Annotated in this window: 22 protein-coding genes; 9 read left to right on the top strand and 13 right to left on the bottom strand. The window is 40.3% G+C overall.

Annotation, left to right across the window (positions count from 1 at the left end):
• Nucleotide 1 precedes the first annotated feature (1 nt).
• The 4 genes from NST09_RS07170 to NST09_RS07155 all read right to left on the bottom strand — a co-directional run bounded on the left by NST09_RS07170 (nucleotide 2) and on the right by NST09_RS07155 (nucleotide 4,781).
• Nucleotides 2-1,345: a dihydrolipoamide acetyltransferase family protein gene (locus NST09_RS07170; protein ID WP_008345100.1), complete on the bottom strand. Its 1,344-nt coding sequence runs from the start codon at nucleotides 1,343-1,345 to the stop codon at nucleotides 2-4.
• A gap of 108 nt (nucleotides 1,346-1,453) precedes the next feature.
• Nucleotides 1,454-2,431 carry a pyruvate dehydrogenase complex E1 component subunit beta gene (pdhB, locus tag NST09_RS07165; protein ID WP_007498597.1) on the bottom strand — a complete coding sequence of 326 codons (978 nt, stop codon included), beginning with the start codon at nucleotides 2,429-2,431 and terminating at the stop codon, nucleotides 1,454-1,456.
• 3 nt (nucleotides 2,432-2,434) lie between these two features.
• Entirely contained in the window at nucleotides 2,435-3,550 is a 1,116-nt protein-coding gene (gene pdhA, locus NST09_RS07160; RefSeq protein ID WP_007498599.1) for a pyruvate dehydrogenase (acetyl-transferring) E1 component subunit alpha, read from the bottom strand.
• Nucleotides 3,551-4,112: 562 nt separating this feature from the next.
• A complete protein-coding gene (locus NST09_RS07155) occupies nucleotides 4,113-4,781 on the bottom strand; it encodes a YkyA family protein (RefSeq protein ID WP_342493478.1) in 669 nt (222 codons plus the stop codon).
• 235 nt (nucleotides 4,782-5,016) lie between these two features.
• Here NST09_RS07155 and NST09_RS07150 point away from each other — a divergent pair, with 235 nt between their 5' ends.
• Nucleotides 5,017-5,196: a YjcZ family sporulation protein gene (locus NST09_RS07150; RefSeq protein WP_026050085.1), complete on the top strand. Its 180-nt coding sequence runs from the start codon at nucleotides 5,017-5,019 to the stop codon at nucleotides 5,194-5,196.
• A 112-nt stretch (nucleotides 5,197-5,308) separates the two neighbouring features.
• The gene (gene def, locus NST09_RS07145; protein ID WP_008345111.1) at nucleotides 5,309-5,866 is read left to right on the top strand and encodes a peptide deformylase; all 558 of its coding nucleotides are present in this window, start codon (nucleotides 5,309-5,311) and stop codon (nucleotides 5,864-5,866) included.
• A gap of 38 nt (nucleotides 5,867-5,904) precedes the next feature.
• Here def and NST09_RS07140 read toward each other — a convergent pair whose 3' ends face one another.
• A complete protein-coding gene (locus NST09_RS07140; RefSeq protein WP_342493477.1) occupies nucleotides 5,905-6,684 on the bottom strand; it encodes a Cof-type HAD-IIB family hydrolase in 780 nt (259 codons plus the stop codon).
• 394 nt (nucleotides 6,685-7,078) lie between these two features.
• Between NST09_RS07140 and NST09_RS07135 the strand changes: the two genes are divergently transcribed.
• The gene (locus NST09_RS07135) at nucleotides 7,079-7,288 is read left to right on the top strand and encodes a DNA-directed RNA polymerase subunit epsilon (protein ID WP_008345114.1); all 210 of its coding nucleotides are present in this window, start codon (nucleotides 7,079-7,081) and stop codon (nucleotides 7,286-7,288) included.
• 5 nt (nucleotides 7,289-7,293) lie between these two features.
• Nucleotides 7,294-8,961 (top strand): ribonuclease J1, encoded by a 1,668-nt coding sequence (gene rnjA, locus NST09_RS07130; RefSeq protein WP_342493476.1) that lies wholly within the window; start codon nucleotides 7,294-7,296, stop codon nucleotides 8,959-8,961.
• A 99-nt stretch (nucleotides 8,962-9,060) separates the two neighbouring features.
• Here the strand turns inward: rnjA and ade are convergent, their stop codons facing one another.
• From ade to NST09_RS07105, 5 genes are all read right to left on the bottom strand, one after another.
• On the bottom strand, nucleotides 9,061-10,791 hold the full coding sequence (gene ade / locus NST09_RS07125) for an adenine deaminase (RefSeq protein ID WP_060781035.1): 1,731 nt from the start codon (nucleotides 10,789-10,791) through the stop codon (nucleotides 9,061-9,063).
• Between the two features lie 262 nt (nucleotides 10,792-11,053).
• On the bottom strand, nucleotides 11,054-11,722 hold the full coding sequence (locus NST09_RS07120) for a TrkA family potassium uptake protein (RefSeq protein ID WP_008345123.1): 669 nt from the start codon (nucleotides 11,720-11,722) through the stop codon (nucleotides 11,054-11,056).
• Between the two features lie 37 nt (nucleotides 11,723-11,759).
• Nucleotides 11,760-12,602 carry a gamma-glutamylcyclotransferase family protein gene (locus NST09_RS07115; RefSeq protein WP_125588941.1) on the bottom strand — a complete coding sequence of 281 codons (843 nt, stop codon included), beginning with the start codon at nucleotides 12,600-12,602 and terminating at the stop codon, nucleotides 11,760-11,762.
• A gap of 27 nt (nucleotides 12,603-12,629) precedes the next feature.
• Nucleotides 12,630-13,919 (bottom strand): ATP-binding protein, encoded by a 1,290-nt coding sequence (locus NST09_RS07110; protein WP_008345127.1) that lies wholly within the window; start codon nucleotides 13,917-13,919, stop codon nucleotides 12,630-12,632.
• A 144-nt stretch (nucleotides 13,920-14,063) separates the two neighbouring features.
• Nucleotides 14,064-14,342, bottom strand: a complete 279-nt coding sequence (locus NST09_RS07105; RefSeq protein ID WP_008345129.1) for an AbrB/MazE/SpoVT family DNA-binding domain-containing protein — start codon at nucleotides 14,340-14,342, stop codon at nucleotides 14,064-14,066.
• A 276-nt stretch (nucleotides 14,343-14,618) separates the two neighbouring features.
• On the opposite strand from NST09_RS07105, the gene mreBH reads away from it, so the two are divergent.
• From mreBH to NST09_RS07085, 4 genes are all read left to right on the top strand, one after another.
• Nucleotides 14,619-15,626 carry a rod-share determining protein MreBH gene (gene mreBH / locus NST09_RS07100; RefSeq protein WP_017359401.1) on the top strand — a complete coding sequence of 336 codons (1,008 nt, stop codon included), beginning with the start codon at nucleotides 14,619-14,621 and terminating at the stop codon, nucleotides 15,624-15,626.
• A gap of 74 nt (nucleotides 15,627-15,700) precedes the next feature.
• A complete protein-coding gene (locus NST09_RS07095) occupies nucleotides 15,701-15,832 on the top strand; it encodes a protein YkpC (protein WP_003210922.1) in 132 nt (43 codons plus the stop codon).
• Between the two features lie 106 nt (nucleotides 15,833-15,938).
• Entirely contained in the window at nucleotides 15,939-17,171 is a 1,233-nt protein-coding gene (locus tag NST09_RS07090) for an aminopeptidase (RefSeq protein ID WP_342493475.1), read from the top strand.
• A 572-nt stretch (nucleotides 17,172-17,743) separates the two neighbouring features.
• Nucleotides 17,744-18,739, top strand: coding sequence for a hypothetical protein (locus tag NST09_RS07085; RefSeq protein WP_048001599.1), 996 nt, complete (start codon nucleotides 17,744-17,746; stop codon nucleotides 18,737-18,739).
• A 35-nt stretch (nucleotides 18,740-18,774) separates the two neighbouring features.
• On the opposite strand, the gene NST09_RS07080 is transcribed toward NST09_RS07085, so the two are convergent.
• Nucleotides 18,775-20,394: an ATP-binding cassette domain-containing protein gene (locus tag NST09_RS07080; protein WP_007498620.1), complete on the bottom strand. Its 1,620-nt coding sequence runs from the start codon at nucleotides 20,392-20,394 to the stop codon at nucleotides 18,775-18,777.
• 144 nt (nucleotides 20,395-20,538) lie between these two features.
• Here NST09_RS07080 and NST09_RS07075 point away from each other — a divergent pair, with 144 nt between their 5' ends.
• A complete protein-coding gene (locus NST09_RS07075; protein ID WP_008345136.1) occupies nucleotides 20,539-20,814 on the top strand; it encodes a hypothetical protein in 276 nt (91 codons plus the stop codon).
• A gap of 64 nt (nucleotides 20,815-20,878) precedes the next feature.
• On the opposite strand, the gene lepB is transcribed toward NST09_RS07075, so the two are convergent.
• Nucleotides 20,879-21,451, bottom strand: a complete 573-nt coding sequence (lepB, locus tag NST09_RS07070; RefSeq protein ID WP_035392647.1) for a signal peptidase I — start codon at nucleotides 21,449-21,451, stop codon at nucleotides 20,879-20,881.
• 210 nt (nucleotides 21,452-21,661) lie between these two features.
• Entirely contained in the window at nucleotides 21,662-23,554 is a 1,893-nt protein-coding gene (locus tag NST09_RS07065; RefSeq protein WP_008345139.1) for a PTS fructose transporter subunit IIABC, read from the bottom strand.
• Nucleotides 23,555-23,557 lie beyond the last annotated feature (3 nt).

The following is a 23,557-nucleotide window of genomic DNA, read 5'->3' as shown; positions in this document are numbered from 1 at the left end:
TTTACGCCTCCATTAAAATTAATTGTGGATCATTCAATAAACGCTTGATGTGGTTAAGGGCATTTTGCGCAGTAGCTCCATCAATCATACGGTGGTCAAAGCTTAGGGAAAGAGCTAAGACTGGAGCTGCAACGATTTCGCCATCACGAACAACCGCTTTTTCAGCGATACGGCCAATACCAAGGATCGCTACTTCTGGGTGGTTGATGACTGGAGTAAACCATTGTCCACCAGCAGAACCGATGTTTGTGATTGTGCAAGATGCACCCTTCATTTCAGCTGGAGCCAATTTACCATCACGTGCTTTTGTTGCAAGCTCGTTGATTTCGTTAGATACTTCGAAAATCGCTTTGCGATCTGCATTTTTCACAACTGGAACAAGCAAGCCTTTTTCAGTATCAGCTGCAATTCCGATGTTGTAGTAATGCTTTTGAACAACTTCATCTGTTTTATCATCGATAGAAGTGTTAAGTACTGGGTACTTTTTCAAAGCAGAAGTTAGAGCTTTTACAACGTAAGGCAAGTAAGTTAACTTGATTCCTTGATCAGCTGCAACTTGTTTGAATTGTTTACGATGTGCAACAAGGTTTGTTACATCAACTTCATCCATTAATGTTACGTGAGGAGCTGTGTGCTTAGAGTTCACCATTGCTTTCGCGATCGCTTTGCGGATTCCGCTCATTTTCTCGCGAGTTTCTGGGAATTCTCCTTCTAGAACTGGAGCTGCTGCCGCTTTTGGAGCTGCTTCTTCTTTCGCACTTTCAGCTGCTTGAGGTGCTGCTTCTTGAGTTGCTGCAGAACCGCCATTAAGGAAGCTGTCGATATCTTCTTTTAGCACGCGGCCATTTTTACCAGTACCTGCAACTTTGTAAATTTCAACGCCTTTTTCACGCGCATATTTACGTACAGATGGCATAGCAATAACGCGTTTGTTAGGATCAGCATCTACTTGCTCTTGTGCGCCAGCACCAGTTGCTGCTGCCGCTTCTTCTTGAGCAACTTCTTTCTTTTCAGGCTCGTTACCAGCTTCAGCAGTACCTTGTACTTGAGCTTCAGTTTTCGCTTCGCCTTCTTCTTCGCTGCCTTTAAATTGAAGATTTTCGTAACCAGGTGCATCAAACGTAATGATTGTTTGTCCTACAGTTGCAACTGTTCCCTCTTCAACTTTTAATTCTAATACTTTTCCTTTAACAGGTGAAGGAATTTCTACAACTGCTTTATCATTTTGTACCTCTGCTAAAACGTCATCTTCATTGATTTCGTCGTTTGGTTTTACAAACCACTTAACGATCTCACCTTCGTGGATACCTTCTCCGATGTCCGGAAGTTTAAATTCAAATGCCACTGTTTTTCGCCTCCTAGATTATGTTAAACCCTTGTTCTGTCAACATTACACGGTCATGTAATTGATAAAGGGGAAGAGAAATAAATTCTTTTCCCCTCTGTCATTTAATTAAAATTCAAGAACTTTCTTAGCTGTTTCAAGCACGTCTTTATGGTTTGGAAGCCATACGCTCTCAGCTTGAGAGAAAGCAAATACAGTATCAGGTGCAGCTACACGAAGTACTGGTGCTTCTAGACTAAGAATTGCTCTATCATTGATTTCAGCTACTACGTTTGCTGCAATACCAGCTTGTTTTTGCGCTTCTTGAACAACGATCGCACGACCTGTTTTTTCAACAGAAGCGATGATTGTTTCAATATCAAGCGGGCTCACTGTACGAAGGTCAACGACCTCAGCAGAAACGCCTTCTTTTTCAAGTTCTTCAGCAGCTTTAAGTGATTCGTGAACCATTGCACCGTAAGTGATGATTGAAAGGTCAGAACCTTCACGTTTCACGTCAGCTTTACCGATTTCAATTGTGTACTCTTCTTCAGGAACTTCCTGACGGAAAGAACGATAAAGTTTCATATGCTCAAGGAATACAACCGGATCGTTGTCACGGATTGCAGAAATTAATAGTCCTTTTGCATCGTAAGGTGTTGAAGGAATAACAACCTTGATACCAGGCTGTTGTGCAATAAGACCTTCTAAGCTATCAGCGTGAAGCTCAGGTGTGTGAACTCCTCCGCCAAATGGAGAACGGATTGTCACTGGAGAATGCCAGCGTCCACCAGAACGGTAACGCATACGAGCCATTTGTCCAGAAACAGAATCTAATACTTCGTAAACGAATCCGAAGAATTGAATTTCCATTACTGGGCGGAATTCTTGTAGTCCAAGGCCAATTGCAAGACCGCCAATACCAGATTCAGCAAGTGGAGTATCGAATACACGATCCTCACCAAACTCTTTTTGCAATCCTTCAGTCGCACGGAATACGCCGCCGTTTTTACCAACGTCTTCTCCGAAAACAAGAACGTTTTCGTCATTTTTCAGTTCTGTGCGTAACGCATCAGTGATCGCTTGAATCAATGTCATTTGCGCCATGGCTTACTTCGACTCCTTCTGTTTGTAGATTTCAAGCTGTTCAACCAAGTTAAATGGTTTCACATCGTACATGTTTTCAATCAAATCAGTGACTTTCTGCTTAGGCTGTTCGTCAGCTTCTTTGATTGCTTGTTTGATTTGTTCTTTTGCATCTTCGATGACTTTATTCTCTTCTTCTTCAGACCAAAGGCCTTTGTTTTCCAAGAATTTGCGGTAGCGTACCAATGGATCTTTTTGCTCCCACTCATTTTCATCTTCTTTTGTACGATATCTTGTTGGATCGTCACCAGCCATTGTATGTGGGCCGTAACGGAATGTAAGAGTTTCAATTAATGTTGGACCTTCACCATTTACAGCACGCTCACGAGCTTCAGCAGTCGCTGCGTATACAGCTAATGCATCCATACCGTCAACTTGTACGCCTACGATACCAGCTGCAGCTGCTTTTTGTGCAATCGTTTGTGCAGCAGATTGCTTTTCAACAGGTGTAGAGATCGCATATCTGTTGTTTTGGACAACAAAAATCGCTGGCGCTTTGTAAGCCCCTGCAAAGTTAATACCTTCGTAGAAATCACCTTGTGAAGCTCCACCATCACCAGTGTAAGTGATTGCAACAGCATTTTTACCGCGCTTTTTCAAACCAAGAGCTACACCAGCAGCTTGAATGATTTGTGCACCGATAATGATTTGCGGAGAAAGTGCATTCACATCTTCAGGCATTTGGTTTCCAACAAAGTGTCCACGAGAGAACAAGAATGCTTTTGTTAGTGGAAGACCATGCCAGATTAATTGTGGTACATCACGATATCCTGGAAGAATGAAATCTTCTTTCTCAAGTGCAAAGTGAGTTGCAAGCTGAGAAGCTTCTTGTCCAGCTGTTGGCGCATAGAAGCCAAGACGTCCTTGACGGTTCAATGAAATTGAACGTTGATCTAATACACGTGTAAACACCATACGGCGCATTAATTCTTTTAATTGGTCATCTGAAAGATCTGGCATTGCCGCTTCGTTTACGACTTCGCCTTTTTCGTTTAAAATTTGGAACGTTTCAAACTGCTTTTTGATGGCATCGAATTGCTTTTTGCTATCAACAATTGCTTTTTTTGTTTTTGCAGCCATTCTAAAGTCACCTCTTCCTTTCTTTTAACAGTCAATTTGTCGTGAATCCATTTATACATACAGATATAGGATAACCCAAAATGCTCATATGACTCCTGTATATAATAGCCACAAAGATCATTGTCGAAACATTGGATGATCGCTTGCTTTTGAGTTTTTCTAACTGTATTAACGATAGTTCACAAAAAACTAATACAACTTCTGTTAACAAGGAATAGTTTACAACAAGAAAAATAGTCCGTCAATTGATTTAACGGCTTTATTTAAATAAATGTATTCGCTTTACTTTTTATGGTGACCTGTATCAATCTGTTTAATCAACAGCACAAACTGTACTAGTATAGAGTGGGTCACTGTACTACAATAGCAGATGTTTGTTTTTGTCGAAAAATAAAAAAAGAGCTATTTTTAGCTCTTTTGATCGTGATGGACAAAGGGCTAAAATGAACTTCATTTTAACCCTTTCTCTTCTTTTCAGTTTGACTTCTTGGAAAAACGAGTAACAACACGCAGGCACTTTGTGAGTAGCAGCGATAAACAAAACTAGCAGCAAGTACTGTTTTTAACTGTTTTGTGATTCTTTCTGAGCTGTTTTGTATAAAGCTTGTTTATATTCGTTCAATTGATCTGTATATTGATTGAACTTCTTGCTTTCTTTTCTCACTTTACTATAGGAACGATTGACTGTTTTCAGTTTGGATTTCAGTTCAGCGTATCCTAAGTCTTTTCTTTTTAAAGATTCATACAAGTGCTTGTCTTGTTTCAGCGCCTTTTGATACTCACGGTAAAGCTGATCATACGATGCATATCTTTTTTCAATTGATTTGACTGTTTGTTCTGCTTTGTCTTTTACTTCCGCATCTTTTATCTGTCCAGCGAATTCCTTTACAGATTGAAATTCTTTTTTCGATTGATCCATGCTGTCTTTTTCTGTCTTTAAATGTTCTTCACGCTTTTCTGCCGATGCTAATGCTTGATCAGACAAGCTTGAGACTGTTTTTGTGTGGTCTTTTGTTGTTTGAATCATTTTTTTATACAACTGCTGCTCTTTTTTCTCATAGCTTTGCAGTGTACCTTGTTCTTTTTCAAAGGATGCTTCTTTTTCGCTCATTTTCGTCATGGCATCTTGCATCTCATAAAGCGGATTTTGACCTCCGCAGCCCGCAAGCAAGAGGGTGCATATCCCCGCTAAAGTTGCACCTGCTTTTATTCTTCTTTTCATCTGTTTCAATTACAAGGTCCCCCTTTACATCTCCACATACCACTATAATTTTTCAGGGCGGTTGTGACAAGGAAAGAGGCTGGTTTTTTGAGGGGAAAGAAGATTTTTTTCATGCTCTAGGCTCATGACTATACAAATAGTGCATTCATACATAGTTTATATTACACGCTTCGCCTTCACTTATGAGAGGCCGAGTGTATTTCCAAAGGAGGTCAAAAGTATGTCTAATTATAGTCATGGAAGTATGTATGGTGGATACGGCGGTTACGGTTATGGATACGGCGGCGGTTGTTGCTATCCAAGTTATGGTGGTGGATACGGTTGCGGTTACGGTGGTGGACGTACATTCGCTTTAATCGTCGTCCTATTCATTCTATTGATCATTGTTGGCGCAGCATTCTTAGGCGGCGGTGGCTGCTGCTAATGGCTGAATAAGCCTCTGACCGGTCTCATACGACCGGTCTTCTTTATTTCATTGCATATGTCGTGTATCATTTTATATACTTTACATACAAATGAAATAGGAGTGAAGTTTTGTGATTACCATGGATGATATCGTACGAGACGGGCATCCCGTCTTAAGACAAACAGCTGAAGCGGTCGAACTCCCGCCAACAGAAGAAGAAAAACAGCAATTAGCTGACATGATTGAATTTGTCAAAAACAGTCAGGATGCAGACATTGCTGAAAAATATGAACTTAGACCCGGTGTTGGCCTAGCAGCTCCTCAAATCAATATCAGTAAACGAATGATCGCTGTTCACTGTGAAGACGAGGGCGGAGAACTTTACAGCTATGCATTATTCAATCCTCGCATTGTTAGCCATTCAGTCAAAAGAGCTTATTTAGCTACTGGTGAAGGCTGTTTATCTGTTGATGAAGCCATCCCTGGATTCGTCCCGCGCTATGAAAAAATCAGGGTGAAAGGTACAACGCTTGAAGGTGAAGACATTGATATTCGCCTCAAAGGGTTTCCGGCCATCGTTTTTCAGCATGAAATTGACCACTTAAATGGCATTATGTTTTATGATCATATTCAAAAAGATCATCCATTCGCCGAGCCAGACAACGCGGTTGCGATCGGTAGATCATAACATAAAAACAAGACCCGTCCATCAGCGGGTCTTGTTTTTTATTCTTCAATAAGGCCTAATTCAGTCACAGCGTGGAATATGCCATCCTCATCTACAGGTTTGGTGACAAAGTCAGCTAATGTTTTTAATTCATTGACTGCATTCCCCATTGCAACGCCTGTTCCAACAAACGAAATCATTTCTCGATCGTTCAGCCCGTCACCGAAGGCAATTGTGTCCTTTTGATCGTACGGGAGTCTTTCAATGACTCGTTTAATTCCTTCAGCCTTTGATCCACCTTTTGGCAGGACATCAGTAGACAGCTCATGCCACCTGACGAGATCAATTTCTTCACGGAACGCTTCATATAGATGTTCCTCTTCTGCTTTACAAAATAACAGCATTTGATAAATGACGTTTTCTTTAAAGAATGACAAATCATGCTCGGGATGCTCTGTTTTTAAAGTGCCAATCCCTTCATGGATAAATGGATGGTTCGGCACAGACGCCTTCATCGTCTTCTCTCCCATGAAAACAAGCGGATGAGCATGTTGATCCGCTGTTTCATAAATTTTATCCATCAGCTCTTGCTTAAGCGGATTGCCATAAATGACTTCTCCTTCGTACATGACATACTGACCGTTATAAGCAATAAATGAGTCAAGCCCTATTTCTTCTAAAATAGGCTGGATAAGAAAAGGCGAACGGCCAGATGCAATGAAGAGATGATGCCCTTTTTCTTTTAATAAACGAACAGCTCGCTTCGTTGATTCAGGTATTTTTTTATCATGGTCATATAAAGTACCGTCGATATCAAAGAAGATGACTTTTTTATTCATATCTCGTCTCCTGTCTCTTGTTATGTATACCCTCTCCCCTTCATCATACAGAAAGATCTTCACTGACGAAACCACTTCCTCTTAAAACGCCCATTTCCCACATATAACCATGTAACATTAAGTGGAAACATCATATAATACAAGTATATAGAGAGAACGGAACAAATGGCTGAATGAGACTCATACCGAAAGGAGGCGATCCGCGATGCTTCGTCGTCTGCGCAAGAAAATTCGAAGACAATGGAAGGACATGCTTCGTAAAAAATCGATTGCTTAAAAGGATCTTCCGCACATTTGCTGAAGGTCCTTTTTTCTCTGAGACTTTTCTTATGCGCGTTTTTTTAATATAATAGAATAAGCGAGTGTAACATACGGTATTTAAGGAGAGATTTGGATGATATATAAGGTATTTTTTCAGGCAAGTACGACTGAGGTACCTGTGAGAGAACACACAGATTCACTATACGTTGAAGCGGTTTCTGAAAGAGACGTACGCGATAAGTTGAAAAAACATAACTACAATATTGAATTCATTCAGCCTGTAGACGGTGCTTTTTTAGACTATGAACGAGAAAGTGAAAATTTTAAAGTATTGGAGCTATGAGAGGAATGAAATTTGTAAAAAACGATCAGGCGGCAGTTTTTGCGCTCGGCGGATTAGGCGAGATCGGTAAAAACACGTATGGCGTTCAATTTCAAGATGAAATCATTTTGATTGATGCTGGTATTAAGTTCCCTGAAGATGAACTTCTAGGAATTGATTACGTCATCCCTGACTATACGTATTTAGTTAAAAACGAAGATAAAATCAAAGGTCTTTTTATTACTCATGGACATGAAGACCACATCGGCGGTATCCCTTACCTTCTCAAGCAAGTGAACATTCCAGTTTACGGAGGCAAACTCGCAATCGGCCTACTTCGTAACAAATTGGAAGAGCATGGTCTATTAAGACAGACCAAACTTCACATCTTTGAAGAAGAAGATACGATCAAATTTAGAAAAACAGCTGTGTCTTTCTTTAGAACGACGCACAGTATCCCAGATTCTTATGGAATTGTCGTGAAAACACCTCCTGGTAACATCGTACATACAGGCGATTTCAAGTTTGACTTTACTCCTGTTGGCGAGCCTGCCAATTTAACGAAAATGGCTGAGATCGGGAAAGAAGGCGTTCTTTGTCTTCTATCTGACAGTACAAATAGTGAAATTCCAGAATTTACGATGTCCGAAAGACGTGTAGGTGAAAGCATTGATGACATCTTCAGAAAAGTAGATGGACGTATTATCTTTGCTACATTTGCATCTAACATTCACAGACTTCAGCAAGTCATCGAGTCAGCTGTTGCCAATGACCGAAAAGTCGCTGTGTTTGGACGTAGCATGGAGTCTGCCATTGATATTGGACAAGAGCTCGGATATATCAAATGTCCAAAAAACACGTTCATTGAACACAATGAAATCAACCGCCTTCCAGCAAACAAAGTAACCATTCTTTGTACTGGTAGTCAGGGCGAACCGATGGCCGCTCTTTCTCGTATTGCTAACGGAACGCACCGCCAGATTTCAATTAACCCTGGAGACACTGTTGTCTTCTCGTCTTCACCGATCCCAGGTAACAATATTAGCGTAAGCCGGACTATTAACCAGCTTTATCGTGCTGGTGCTGAAGTCATTCATGGCTCACTCAATAATATTCATACCTCTGGACACGGCGGGCAGGAAGAACAAAAGCTAATGCTCCGTTTAATTAAACCAAAATTCTTCATGCCGATTCACGGTGAGTATCGCATGCAAAAAACGCATATTAAACTTGCGAATGATTGCGGAATCCCTGAGGAAAACTGCTTTATCATGGATAACGGTGAAGTTCTTGCACTGAAAGGTGACGAAGCAAGTGTCGCTGGCAAAATTCCATCAGGCAACGTGTATATCGACGGTAGCGGTATTGGTGATATCGGCAACATCGTGTTAAGAGACCGCCGCATTCTTTCAGAAGAAGGTCTTGTCATTGTTGTTGTCAGCATGGATATGAAAGAATTCAAAATTTCTGCAGGTCCTGATTTAATCTCAAGAGGTTTTGTCTACATGAGAGAATCTGGAGACCTCATTAATGACGCGCAAGATCTCATTTCAAAGCATCTTGAAAAAGTAATGGAACGCAAGACGACTCAATGGTCAGAAATTAAGAACGAGATTACTGACACTCTTGCTCCTTTCCTTTATGAAAAAACAAGACGCCGCCCAATGATCTTACCGATTATTATGGAAGTGTAAGGACGTACAGGGAGACACAGCCAATTGGCTGTGTCTCTTTTTTATGCGGAATAAAAAAACCCGCATATCTGTACGATACGTGCGGGTTTAGTCATTGTTTTACGATTGAATCGGGAGATGCTGAAAACTTCTCACATCAAACAATCCTTGTGTTGTCATTTTCACATCAGGAATGACTGGCAGTGCTAAGAAGGATAATGTCAAAAACGGATTAAAGTCTAAGACAAAGCCTGTTTCCTTTAAAGCATCATGAAGTGCATGAAGGCTTTCATTGACCGTATGTGCAGGTTGATCTGATAATAAACCGGAAATCGGTAATGGAAGCGTATGAAGAACTTCTCCGTCTTTTACAACGGTCAAACCGCCCCCTGCTTCTTTTAACGTCTCAATGGCTTTGATCATATCAGCATCATTTGTTCCAACGGCAATTAGGTTATGCGAGTCATGGGCAACTGTTGTTGCAATTGCCCCCTCTTTTAAGCCGAATCCGCTGACAACCCCTATCCCAATTTCAGATAGACCTTTGTGGCGTTCGACAAGTACTATTTTTAATACATCTCGATCAATATCACTCGTAAATTGTCCATCGCTTCCAGAAGGAGATATTTGTTCTAATTTCGTTTCAAGTTGATTCGGTATAATGCGGATGACATTCATCTTTTGATGATCTGTTATAGGCAGCGTTAGATCTTTCTCTTGAACGTCCACTGCATGTACCGATTGCATGAGCGAAGAATTTGGCGTGATCTTGTCGACACTTGGCAAATATTCTCCATGTTCAGAGACCAATTCTCCTGCGATAAAGACGCTTGTAATTCCTACCTCATGTAAGTCAGAAATGAGCATAAAGTCCGCGTCAAATCCTGGTGCAATCGCTCCCTTTGTTTTGAGACCGAAACACTCCGCTGCGTTTAAACTTCCCATTTGATATGCTAAAAAGGGGTCCAATCCTTCTTGTATCGACATCCGTACTTGTTCATCAATACTTCCTTGAGCCATTAAATCATCTAAATGTTTATCATCCGTACAAAAGAAAAAGCGTCTCGCATTCTTCTCATTGACAGCAGGTAATACGTTTTTCACGTTTTTAGCAACAGAGCCTTCTCTGAGCATGACATACATGCCTCTTTTGACACGTTCAAGGGCCTCTTGAGCTGTTGTCACCTCATGATCCGTTTGGACATTAGCTGTTCGGTACACATTAATTAATCGGTCCGTTAATCCTGCTAGATGGCCATCAATGAGTTTATGTTCATGTTGAGCATCAAGCAGTTTTTGAAGCATATCTTCTTCCGCTTGTTCCACCGCGACATAATCCATCACTTCGGCAAGACCAAGCACTTCTTTCTCCTGATAAAGAGGTTTTAAATCTTTTGCTTTTAGTGTAGCACCTGATCGTTCAAAGCTGACTGCCGGTACACAGGATGGCAGCATGAAATATATATTTAAAGCAGCTTTTCTCGCTTCTTCGAGCATAAAACGGATACCTGCAACACCGGATACATTGGCAATTTCATGCGGGTCTGTTACAACAGTTGTCACACCGTGAGGAACGACAGCTTTGGAAAATTCAGCAGGAGTCACCATCGAGGATTCGATATGAACGTGGCCGTCAATGAAACCGGGAACAAGCATTTGACCTGTTGCATCCAGCTCCTGTTCCCCCTCATACTCCCCAATTCCTACTATTTTTCCATTTTCAACAGCGACATCAGCGTCTATCCATTCCTGGTTAAACACGTCCATAACCTTCGCATGTTTAATCACTAGGGCTGCTTTTTTTCTCTTTGCAGCTACCTCAATTTGATGTCTGAAAAGCTCCTTATCCAACGACACTGCCTCCTCCGAGTAAACAATATAATGTTTCTTATCGTAAACGAATCTGTTTGTCCAGTCAATGACATTTAGAGAAAATCAACCATATCAAAAGATTGATTTTTATTTCTGAATAGTGATAATTGGCTGAAAAATAACCATGTTCTATTTTGCTGTTCTTTTGGAAAGTAAACGGCTCATTTCCACTTTGTTCTCTCCCACAATGTCCGCCCCATACGTACACTTCTAAAGCAAAAAACACCCCTTCTCGGAGTGTTTAATAGTCGTTCTGCATTTCCCGTTTTTCAAAGCGCCCGATATCTGCCACTGCCCCAATGACAATGAGGATATCTTCTTTTTGAATCATTTCATCTGCGAGCGGTGAAACGATCACTTCTTTCCCGCGCTTAATTGCCACGATATTGATCCCGTACCTTGCACGAATGTCGAGATCTAACAAAGAGTGCCCGGCGAGTCTGCTGTTGGCGACGATTTCAATAAGGCTGTACTCATCTGACAGCTCTAAATAATCAAGCACGTTGTTAGAAATAATTTTATGTGCAATCCGTCTGCCCATGTCTCGTTCAGGATGGACAATACGGTCCGCACCAATTTTATTCAAAACCTTTTCATGGTAGTCATTTTGAGCTTTCACTGTGACCATTTTGACACCCAGCTCTTTCAGCATAATCGTTGTTAAAATACTCGCCTGAATGTTTTCACCTATCGCCACGATCACATGATCAAAATTGCGGATGCCTAGGTTTTTTAGGACAGATTCGTCCGTCGAATCACCAATCACGGCATGTGATGCAATTTTAGCATATTCGTTCACACGATCTTCATTCATATCCATGGCCATGACTTCAAGTCCTTCTTCGCTTAGCGCCTTGCAGATACTTCCGCCGAAGCGTCCAAGACCAATGACTGCATATTCCTTTTTCATGTTCAGACTCCTTTTATATCACTTACCATGCATTTTACTACGGTTTGATTAATGAATCCATATGTGACCGTATTTTTTTACGGAATGCTTCACTTAAGTAAAGGTCTGCTCCTTTTTCGATTTCACTGCGATAATGACCAGGAGGCGCAATTTCTTCGCTCTTTTTTAAAACGAGAAACGTTAAGCAGTCCTCATACACTTGATCACCTACTGTGACATCGACAAATGCTGGACGATAAGTCCCTTCATTTACACCTTCTCGTTTGTACAAATAACGAATGGCATCAAAAGGCACTTCATATAGAACACCCTCTGTTTCTCCGCCGTCTTCTACCATATCTGCTCTTGATCCATCAGGGCGCACCAATGTAAACCTTGTGGTAAAACGATCAAGTGTGCCGCCGCCGATGATTTGTTTGAAATAATGTTCCACTTTCGCAAGCTTAAACCTTGCATCATCCATACAGGACCCATAGGCAAAATAATAGAAGGAAGACGGTTTGCGCTCCCATAGTTGATATGACTTCCAGCAGCCGCTTTCAATCTCCTTCAGGCTCGATGCCTTCTGCTTACCTATTGTATAAGCAACGGCTGACCTTGGCCCCTGGTCTGTCATAACCTCTATTTCCTGCTGGTCATACCCTTCCTCTAGCTCATCTATCTTATGCAGCGTTTCATCACTGACCTCATACAATTCTCCATATACTGTGTTTTGTTCCGAGACAACACACACAGGGTAACCCTCACCTGTATCGTACAGTCTCCCCTTTATCCAAGCAGATGCTGCTAATGGACTGCTTTCTTTCATCAATGTCTCGTGATACTTTTCGTGCTTTAAAAGTGTCCCATACACAAATAAAGTTTTTGTCTCCTTCGTCATCACACATCACATCCTCTCACCTTGCTACTATCTGCTTTTTTGATACACAGGTAAGTAAATATCAAAAGCCGTCCCTTTGCTGAGCTCGCTCTTTACATCCATTCTTCCATGGTGATCTTTTAAGATCGTCGCACAGATCGTTAAACCAAGTCCTGTACCTTCTTTTTTAGTCGAAAAGAAAGGATCATATATTTTCAGAATGTCCTCTTCGGACATTCCTTTTCCTTCATCTTGAATCGTGATTTTCCATTCATTCATCACTTTTTCTGTTGATATGTATATACTGCCGCCTTCAGGCATTGCCTCGATCGCATTTTTGATTAAGTTAATGAACAGCTGCTTCATTTGATTGGCGTCTGCTAATATCGTGCCAGCATCCTGCTTTTTAAATGGCTGTTTGAGATCAATATTTGAAAGAACGGCATTTGTGTTTAATAAGGTAATCACCTGCTCTAGCAAATCATGGAGCTGTACTTCTTGAAATTGAATCGATTGAGGTTTTGCTAAGACAAGCAGCTCACTTAAAACAAAATCAATGCGTTTAATTTCAGAAAAGATGATATCAAAATAATCGGTTCTTTCAGGATATTGCGTTTTCATCAGCTGCAAAAATCCATTGACTGAGGTGAGCGGATTTCTGACTTCATGGGCAATGCCAGCGGCTATTTGTCCTGCAACAGCCAGCTTTTGTGCCTGCATTTGCAATTGCTGATTTGATCTTTCAAGTTCAAGCTTTGCCTGCTTTTGTTTCGTGATATCTGCAACCGTTCCAATACCTCCAGTAAACTGGTGCTGTTCATCGAAATAAAGCTTATAATGCACATCTCCCCATACCTTTTTTCCTTCTTTATGGAGAAGCTGTAGCTCCACCCGCCCCTCATCCTTATGCTCTTTGATCACAGACAACAAATGCTGAACGACATGCTCTTCTTGATCAAAGTACTGATTGTACATCGTACCTAGACACTCCTCTATGTCGTAACCCGTCATTTGTTTCCATGCTTGATTTAAAAAAATGATTTCACCTTTTTCATTGGTTTCAAAGACGATTTCTTGCAAGTTATCTGTTATTCGATTCAGCCGCTCTGTCAGTTCATGTGCTTCTTTTTCTCGTTTATTTAAATCTGAGACAAGTAAATTCAGCCGGTCCACATGGCCTGAGATGACCCAAATACCGACCAAAACAACGACTGTAAAGGCTAGATCGAGCGGCCAATTAATGTGATAGCCGCTAAGATAATAAAAGAAATCCCAGCTCAAAATTAATATAAATGCAAGAACGGATAACAGAATCCGTACTTGATATGTTTTGTTCAAATAATTCCACCTGCCGCCCTGAGATTCTTTGTCAATTGTACCATTTTCCACTTATTTTTTGAGGGAGATGCGGCATTTTTTAGGAACTTTTTTAGAAAAAATAGCCTGCTCTCAGCACAATGGGAGAGAACAGGCTATTTTTATTTACTGCTGAAGGGCTTCTTGAAGCTCTTTTAGCAGCAGTTCTGCGCCTTCAGCGCTTAATGTAATTTGACCATTTCCATACTCGTGGTTCTCAGAAGTAATCTCACCAGTCATCAGGCAGACGCCCTCTGGCTGATATTTTTTCAAGACGATTTTCTCTCCATCTATAAAAAATTCCATACTGTCTTTAATAGCGATATCAAGTGCTCTTCTCAATTCGATTGGCATCACAATACGCCCTAGTTCATCTACTTTTCTTACAACTCCGATAGATTTCAATTTCGTTCCCTCTTTCTTTCATTAGCTCAAGATCAATCTGTTTTTCACCAATTGATATATCGTAGACGTAAGAGATTCTTAAAAGGTTTCTCCTGCATAAAAATTTTTTTCAAAATCGAAAAACCAAAGGGAAAATTTATTGTGAATGTCAAAATGAGACTTGAATTTTACAGATTCATTTCAAGGTGATCACACACCCCCACAAATGACTTCACCCCTCTGAACTTTTAAATGTAAAATTGTTTAAAACAGCAAAAATAGAGATTGGGTGAAAACATGTTTCAAAATGCCGAAATTGGAATTGATTTAGGAACAGCTAACATATTGGTTTACAGTAAAAATAAAGGAATTATTCTCAATGAACCATCCGTTGTGGCAGTAGATACGGAAACAAAAACTGTCCTTGCAGTGGGGTCAGAAGCAAAAGAGATGATTGGGAAAACACCTGGAAAAATTGTAGCGATCCGTCCGATGAAAGATGGTGTCATCGCTGATTATGATATGACAACCGATTTACTTAAACAAATTATGAAAAAAGCAGGAAAAAATATTGGGTTTACCTTTAGAAAGCCGACTGTGGTTGTTTGTACACCTTCAGGTTCAACAGCTGTCGAACGCCGCGCGATCAGCGATGCTGTCAAAAATTGCGGGGCAAAGCATGTGCATTTAATTGAAGAACCCGTCGCAGCTGCAATCGGTGCTGATCTCCCGGTGGACGAGCCTGTTGCCAACGTCGTTGTAGACATTGGCGGAGGAACGACAGAGGTAGCGATCATTTCATTTGGCGGGGTTGTCTCTTGCCACTCGATCCGAATTGGCGGAGATCAACTGGATGAAGATATCATTACTTTTGTGAGAAAGAAATACAATTTACTGATCGGTGAACGGACAGCTGAACAGGTAAAAATGGAAATTGGTTATGGACTCATTGAACACGAACCTGAGTCATTAGAAGTACGTGGACGCGACCTTGTCACAGGTCTTCCAAAAACAATTACACTTGAATCAACAGAAATTCAAGGTGCTATGCGTGAATCACTTCTTCATATTTTAGAGGCGATTCGGGCTACATTAGAAGACAGCCCTCCAGAACTGAGTGGTGATATCGTAGATCGAGGCGTCATTCTAACTGGCGGTGGTGCACTATTAAACGGCATTCAAGAATGGCTCTCTCAAGAAATTGTCGTTCCAGTTCATATCGCAGCAAATCCTCTTGAATCTGTCGCAATTGGAACAGGTCGTTCATTAGAAGTCATCGACAAATTGCAAAAAACATTAAAATAATCTTCATGTTCTACTTCTTTTTTCATCATTTCGATCATATCGTGATGAATGGATAAACGTGAAGGAGGAAGAACATGTTGCTTGATTTAGGTAAACGGGTCGTTGTCACAGTCATTTTAACCGGTATTATTTTAGGAGGAATGAGCCTGTCGTTTTCACATATGCCCCCTTCTAATGCACAGCCTGTGAAACAACTGAACCGCTAAAAAAGCCGCACGAAAGCGGCTTTTTTATTTTGCTTCGGGACGGCTCCCTATTTTCCTTTTCGGTCTTAAATCTGATATGATGAACATGACTAAAGGAGGGTTTTTTATGAGTTCATTCGAAAAACAACTAGATCAATATGCAAAAACCATCGTTGAAGTAGGTGTAAATGTTCAAAGTGGTCAAGAAGTGGTCGTATCTGCGTTCACTGAATCTGTAGACCTTGTCCGCCTTGTGGCAAAACACGCATATGAGCGCGGAGCGAAAAACGTACATATCCGCTGGAGTGATGGTGTTCTGACCCGTTTAAAATATGAACATGCCCCACAAGATGTGTTTGAGCAATTTCCAGAATGGGAAGCACAGATGATGGAAACCATCGCAAAACGTGGCGGTGCTTTTATTACGATCTTGTCAGAAAGCCCTGATCTTCTAAGTGGCATTGACTCGAAAAAAATTGCTTCACAGCAAAAAGCTGCAGGTTCAGCACTTCATACATATCGTCAATACGTTCAATCTGACAAAGTTGCATGGACAGTCGTCGGTGCTGCATCAAAAGATTGGGCGAAAAAGATTTTCCCTAAGCATGCAGATGAAGAAGCTGTTGCATTATTATGGGACCAAATCTTTAAAGTCGCCCGCGCTGATCAGCCAGATCCTGTTGAAGCGTGGAAAAAGCATGATGAATCACTAAATGAAAAAGTAAAAGTATTAAATGAACGTCACTACCACAAGCTGCACTATGAAGCACCAGGTACAAATTTAACGATTGAACTTCCAGAACAGCATATTTGGGTAGGTGCTGGCAGCGTAAGTGAACGCGGCGTATCATTCATGGCCAATATGCCAACAGAAGAGGTCTTTACCGTACCTAAAAAAGATGGTGTAAACGGGACTGTCTCTAGCACTAAGCCACTTAGTTATGCAGGAAACATTATCGATGAATTTACGTTAACCTTTGAAAATGGGCGCATTGTAGATGTGAAAGCAAAAGAGGGCGAAGACATTTTAACCTCTCTCGTTGAAACAGATGAAGGCTCACATTATCTAGGTGAGGTTGCCCTTGTACCAGATGATTCACCAATTTCTAACTCAAATATCCTCTATTACAATACACTTTACGATGAAAATGCATCCAACCACCTTGCCATCGGCAGCGGTTATGCATTTAATATCGAAGGCGGTAAAGAGATGAAACGAGAGGAATTAGACGCAGCGGGTGTGAACAGCAGTATTACACACGTCGATTTCATGATTGGTTCAAAGGAAATGAATATTGATGGGATCACAAAAGATGGTAAACGTGAACCGATTTTCCGAAATGGAAATTGGGCTTTTTAAGCAGTAACTTGATATAGAGACGTTTTGAAGCCTTTAAACCCTGAGTTGTCACATTTCTTTAGCTTTGAACAAATTATCAAGTTCATCAGCCACGTGTTTCTGCATACTTGGAAGCACGTGGCTATATTTATCTAATGTAATTTGGATTAAGGGAGTGTCCAATCCACTCCGGGATCAGCTTCCTTCTTAGGATTAAAATTCTCTTTTTCTTTTTTACGTTCTTCTCTGTTAATAGGTCTACACCCATTTCGAGTATATAAAAAATCCCTTCCTGTTTCTTGTATTTCTTGATACTAGATTTTACACTGTACAGCCCTCTTAAATTACCTAATAGTCATTATTATTCCCCCTAGGTCTACTTCACCTAAACCTAAACAAATTTTAAAGCACCACAATTAAAACTTATAGGAAATCTACTTGATAACCGCCTTTCAATATTCCTACATCCCTTAAGTTTTTCACTACTACCACTAATTCAATCAATGGAAGCTATCAGCATGTCTACTGGTAATTTTTATGTATATTGACGATTTTTAAGTTATAATAAGACTTAAAAAGAAAAGGAGTAGTATATGGGGGTAAAAATAGAAAAAGCTCTTTACATTAAAACAAAAAAAATGATGACGAATATCGAAGCTGATAAACATGAATTGAATGGGGAAAAGTTCATCTGTCCTTATTGTAATACAGAACTAACATTCAGAAGATCAGGAAAGAGACAGTTAGAAAATCGGGTAATTCCAATATTGCCTTATTTTTATTTGAAACAAGGAAACGAACATGGTAGGAATTGCGAATACAATACATTTGGAAAGATTGAAATTCTAGCACGCAAAGCAATGAATTTGAAAGATTTTATGAAAAAAAAGAAACCTGATCAATATGCTATAAGGATGCAAGTTGTTAAGCAAGCAATGGAAGAGCCTCCCGAAGAAGAGGAAGATGTGAGAACAGCTGATTCAAAAGGAAAAGGTGTTACTGCGAGTAAGAATTATAAAAATAGTGGAACAATGGCACCTTATCTTAGCAGGATGAAAGATATCATGATCTTGCGTTCTAAAATGGAAAAAAATGATGATATTAGGAAATACTTAAGGCTAGAATATAAGGGCAGGACGGTTAATTGGGATAAATTTTATTTTGGTCCTGATAATATGAGCCTTCTAGATTTATCTAAGTATTTTAGAAATAACACAGAGCCGGAGCATCCTATTTGTATAGAAGGAATAATAAAGAAATATATAGAAAAGAAAGATAAAAACGGCAAAACTTATTATTCTTTTATTTTAGAAAAAACTACTGTTAAGGATATTGATGCAGGAGGATTTCGGCATATTCCATGTGTCAGTGTCAATGTCTATGAAGGATATGGAAAGTTAATAGAATACATGAAAGATAATTATAAAAAACATAATAAACAAATAGTTGCTTATGGTCATAATCCTTATGTAAAGGTGAATCCTTCATCAGATAACACTGCAAAATTTCATAATATTACGATTTGGATTAATCGGACAGCTCAAGTTCATTTATTTAATGATGTTTATGAAAATTTATTTGAAGAATGAAAAAAGCCACCCTTATCGGTGGCTTTTCTTTATGTTTATGCATACAGTTCTTGTAGTCTTTTTTGAATCTCTTGATCTGATAAGAACTCATCATAAGTTGTTTGTTTATCAACGATGCCGTTTGGCGTCACTTCGATAATCCGGTTTGCAACTGTTTCAACAAACTGATGGTCATGAGATGAGAAGAGCATAGCCCCTTTAAAGCTCATTAGACCGTTATTCAGCGCTGTGATGGACTCTAGGTCTAAATGGTTCGTCGGCTCGTCTAACAGCAAAATATTCGCTCCAGACAGCATCATTTTTGATAACATACAACGAACCTTTTCTCCACCTGATAAGACGCTTGCTTTTTTCTTCACTTCTTCCCCAGAGAAAAGCATACGGCCTAAGAAACCACGCAGGAAGCTTTCACTTTGATCATTAGGAGAATATTGACGAAGCCAATCAACAAGATCTAAATCGCTTCCTTCAAAATATTCACTGTTGTCTTTAGGGAAGAATGCTTGAGATGTTGTCACGCCCCATTTAAATGTCCCGCTGTCTGGCTCCATTTCACCAGCAAGGATTTTAAATAAAGTAGAGACAGCAAGTTCATTACGGCTTAAGAACGCAATTTTATCCTCACGATTCATAATAAAGCTGACGTTATCCAGTACTTTTACACCGTCAATCGTTTTTGATAGACCTTCTACTTGAAGGACATCATTTCCGATTTCACGCTCTGGCGCAAAATGAACATAAGGATATTTACGAGAAGATGGTTTAATGTCATCTAGCGAAATCTTATCAAGCAATTTCTTTCTTGATGTCGCTTGCTTCGATTTAGATGCGTTCGCACTGAACCGAGCAACGAATTCTTGAAGCTGCTTAATTTGTTCTTCTTTTTTCTTGTTGGCATCCTGGCTGAGTTTTAATGCCAGCTGGCTTGATTCATACCAGAAATCATAGTTTCCGACATACACTTGAATTTTTCCAAAGTCAAGGTCTGCAATATGCGTACATACTTTGTTTAAGAAATGACGATCATGCGATACGACGATGACGGTATTTTCAAAGTTAATGAGGAACTCTTCTAACCACTGAATGGCTTGTAAGTCCAAGTGGTTCGTTGGCTCATCGAGAAGTAGAACGTCAGGCTTACCGAATAAAGCTTGTGCTAAAAGCACTTTTACCTTTTCAGATCCGCCAAGCTCAGACATTTTCTTCGATTGCAAGCTCTCTGGAATGCCAAGACCTTTTAATAGGATCGCAGCTTCACTTTCCGCTTCCCATCCGTTTAACTCAGCAAACTCACCTTCAAGCTCTGCTGCACGAATCCCGTCTTCATCTGAGAAATCAGGTTTCATATAAATCGCATCTTTTTCCTGCATCACATCATATAGACGTTTGTGACCCATGATGACGACTTTTAACACTTCAAACTCTTCGTATTCAAAGTGGTTCTGTTTTAAAATCGCTAAACGTTCACCTGGACTCATATGAACATCGCCCGTTTGAGCCTCAATTTCTCCAGAAAGAATCTTTAAGAACGTTGATTTACCAGCTCCATTGGCACCAATTAGTCCGTAGCAGTTGCCAGGAGTGAACTTAATATTTACTTCTTCAAATAATTTACGATCAGCAAATCGCAAACTAACATTATTCACTGCAATCATTTATTAATCCTCCATCACTCATTCATCAATATGAAGTATAACATGAATAACGATTGATAGAAACGTCTCTCGCTAAGAACAAAGGCTTTTTGTCCAATATGGTATAATAAGTGGGAATGTTTTTATTGAAGGAGTTCGGGCGATTTGAGATTACTCACACTCATGGAATACTGTTTATTGATTTTCTTTATGGGCATTTATTTATCGGCGACAGGCTTTAATGCAAGAGACTTTGGCCTTTATATTGGGCTTGTCCTCATTTACACACTGGTCCACATCTTTTCAAAACGCTTTTTACAAAAGCGCGGAAAAGACAATGTGAAAATTGGATTATTCCGTTCTGTTTTGGCGATTACCGGGTCCGTTTTCGCTTCTGTTTTGGCCATTGTCATCATTGTCACGATGCTCACACCAAATTAAAAACGACCCTACATGAAGGGTCGTCCAATCAAGCACCTTTCTTACGCAATTGAGAAAGGTGTATTTATTGTGTTTGTCGAATATCGCCAAATGGGAAGAAAACAAATTCTGATGTGCCGACAATCCGATCCTTTTCAATGAGTCCGAGTCCATTTCGACTGTCCATAGAATTCAGTCTGTTGTCACCCATAACAAAGTAATCGTTTTTCGGTACTTTCACTGGACCAAAATCTCCTGTTAAATGTACCTCATACTCTTTGGCATGTGCCTTGTTCTCTTTTAAATAAGGCTCATCTACTTTTTTACCATTAATGTAAAGCGTATCATCCTTCATTTCAATCGTGTCGCCTGGAAGGCCGATCAATCGTTTGACATAATGTATTTTCTGACCGTCTTTTCCATTAATAATCACGATGTCACCACGTTTGACTCCACCGAGATAGTTGATGGTTTTGTTAACAAACAGCTTTTCTCCATCATGAAGGGTTGGTTCCATTGACTCTCCTTCCACCACATACGGCTCAAAAATAAACGTACGGATGATGAGGACGAGGGCAAGTGCAATTAAAATGGCTTTGATCCATTCAAACAGAGAACTTTTCTTCTCTTTTTTGGCTTGTTTCTCATCAGATTGAATGTCATTTTCGTTTTGTTTGTTTTCTTCGTTCAAAATACTGCTTCCTCCTAAGACTTTCTGCTAAAAGACTTGAAACGTGAATTGAATAACTTTACTTTATCACATGTCATTTAAAAATTCACAAGACAACCATTCAATTAGATATTTTTTCCTAATTTGCTAATGATTAAACAAAAAGAAGCACCGCTCTTCACGATGCTTCTTTTCAAATTAAGCTTCTTGTCGGACTGGTTTTTTTAGAATTCCGAGAAGTAGCGCTGTAACAATGGCACCGATTAAGATGCTGATGATGTAAAGAACTGGATGGTTTGTTACCCAGAAAACGAATAGTCCGCCGTGCGGTGCAGGAAGCGTCACTCTAAAGAATTCTGTTAATCCACCTGCAACTGCTGCACCAATCACAGCTGAAGGAATGACGCGCAGAGGATCTGCCGCTGCAAACGGGATCGCCCCTTCCGTAATGAACGCAGCTCCCATGAAGTAACATGTAATACCTGCTTCGCGGTCACGTTTAGAGAATTTGTTTCTAAAGATCGTTGTCGCTAGGGCAATTCCTAGCGGCGGCACCATTCCACCTGCCATAATCGCAGCATGCGGTGCATAGTTGCCAGCAGCAATCATCGCAAGACCAAATGTGTAGGCCGCTTTGTTAATCGGACCACCCATATCAATGGCCATCATACCAGCTAAAATAATCCCCATTAGTACAAGGTTTCCAGTACCAAGTGATTCAAGCCAGTGTGTTAATCCGTCCATGACCATTTTAACAGGCGTGTTGACGATGTAATGCATGATAATCCCTGTAAAGAAAATACCGAACAATGGATAGAGCAGAACTGGTTTAATACCATCGAGCGACTGTGGTACAAAAGTGAATACTTTTTTGAGCAGCACCACGATGTAACCAGCAAGGAAACCAGCAATCAATCCGCCTAAGAATCCAGCACCTGCTGCTGAGGCCATGAATCCGCCAACCATACCTGGTGCGAAACCTGGACGGTCTGCAATACTCATTGCGATAAATCCAGCTAATACAGCAACGATTAAGGCAAGTGCATTATCTCCGCCAATTCCTTTTAATACAGCTGCAAATGAATTGAAAGAAGGATCTTTAGGGTCAGCTGAGTTAATTCCCCAGAAGAATGAAATCGCAACGAGGATACCGCCCCCAACAACAAACGGAAGCATGTTGCTTACACCGCTCATTAAGTGCTTATAGAATCCACTTCTTCCCTTACCTGACGATTCATTTTCATCTTTTGAAGAACTGCCGCCTGAACCTTTATAAATCGGCGCATCTTGATTGATGGCTTTTTCGATCAATTCTTGCGGACGGCGAATTCCAGCTGTCACAGGTACTTCAATGACATGTTTGCCTTTAAAGCGTTCCATTTCAACTTGTTTATCAGCTGCCACAATAATAGCTGGCGCTTCTTCAATTTCTTTTGCTGTCAGGGCATGTTTAATTCCACTAGAGCCGTTTGTCTCAACTTTAATGTCAACGCCCATTTCTTTTGCTTTTTCTTTCAAAGCATCTGCGGCCATAAATGTATGCGCGATACCTGTTGGACAAGCTGTCACCGCTAAAATTTTAGCAGGTTTTCCCGGTGCAGCCGGTTCCTCTTTGACTTCCTCTTCTTCTTCATCGTCTTTATCATGTGTATTGATAATTTCAATGATTTCATCTTCAGTAGCCGCTTCAAGAAGCTGCTTTCGGATCTCTTCACGCATGAGAAGTGTGGATAAACGAGAAAGTGCTTCTAAATGCGTGTTGTTTGCGCCTTCAGTTGCTGCAATCATAAAGACAAGATGACTTGGCTGTCCGTCTAATGATTCATAATCTACACCAGCTGTTGAACGACCAAATGCAATGGCAGGTTCTTTCACACTTGCTGTTTTCGCATGAGGAATCGCAATTCCTTCTCCAATTCCCGTAGAGCTTTGTTTTTCACGATTAACAACAGCTGCTTTGTAGCCTTCTTTATCATTTAATTTACCAGCTGTATCTAATACAGTGACCAGTTCTTCAATAACGGCTTCTTTTTGCTGGCTGTCTAATTGAAGCTTAATCGTATGCTTCGTGAGTAGTTCTGTAATTTTCATGAT

Source organism: Bacillus sp. FSL W7-1346, assembly GCF_038593335.1.
Taxonomy (GTDB): domain Bacteria; phylum Bacillota; class Bacilli; order Bacillales; family Bacillaceae; genus Bacillus; species Bacillus altitudinis.
This window is presented reverse-complemented; position numbering and strand designations above follow the sequence as displayed.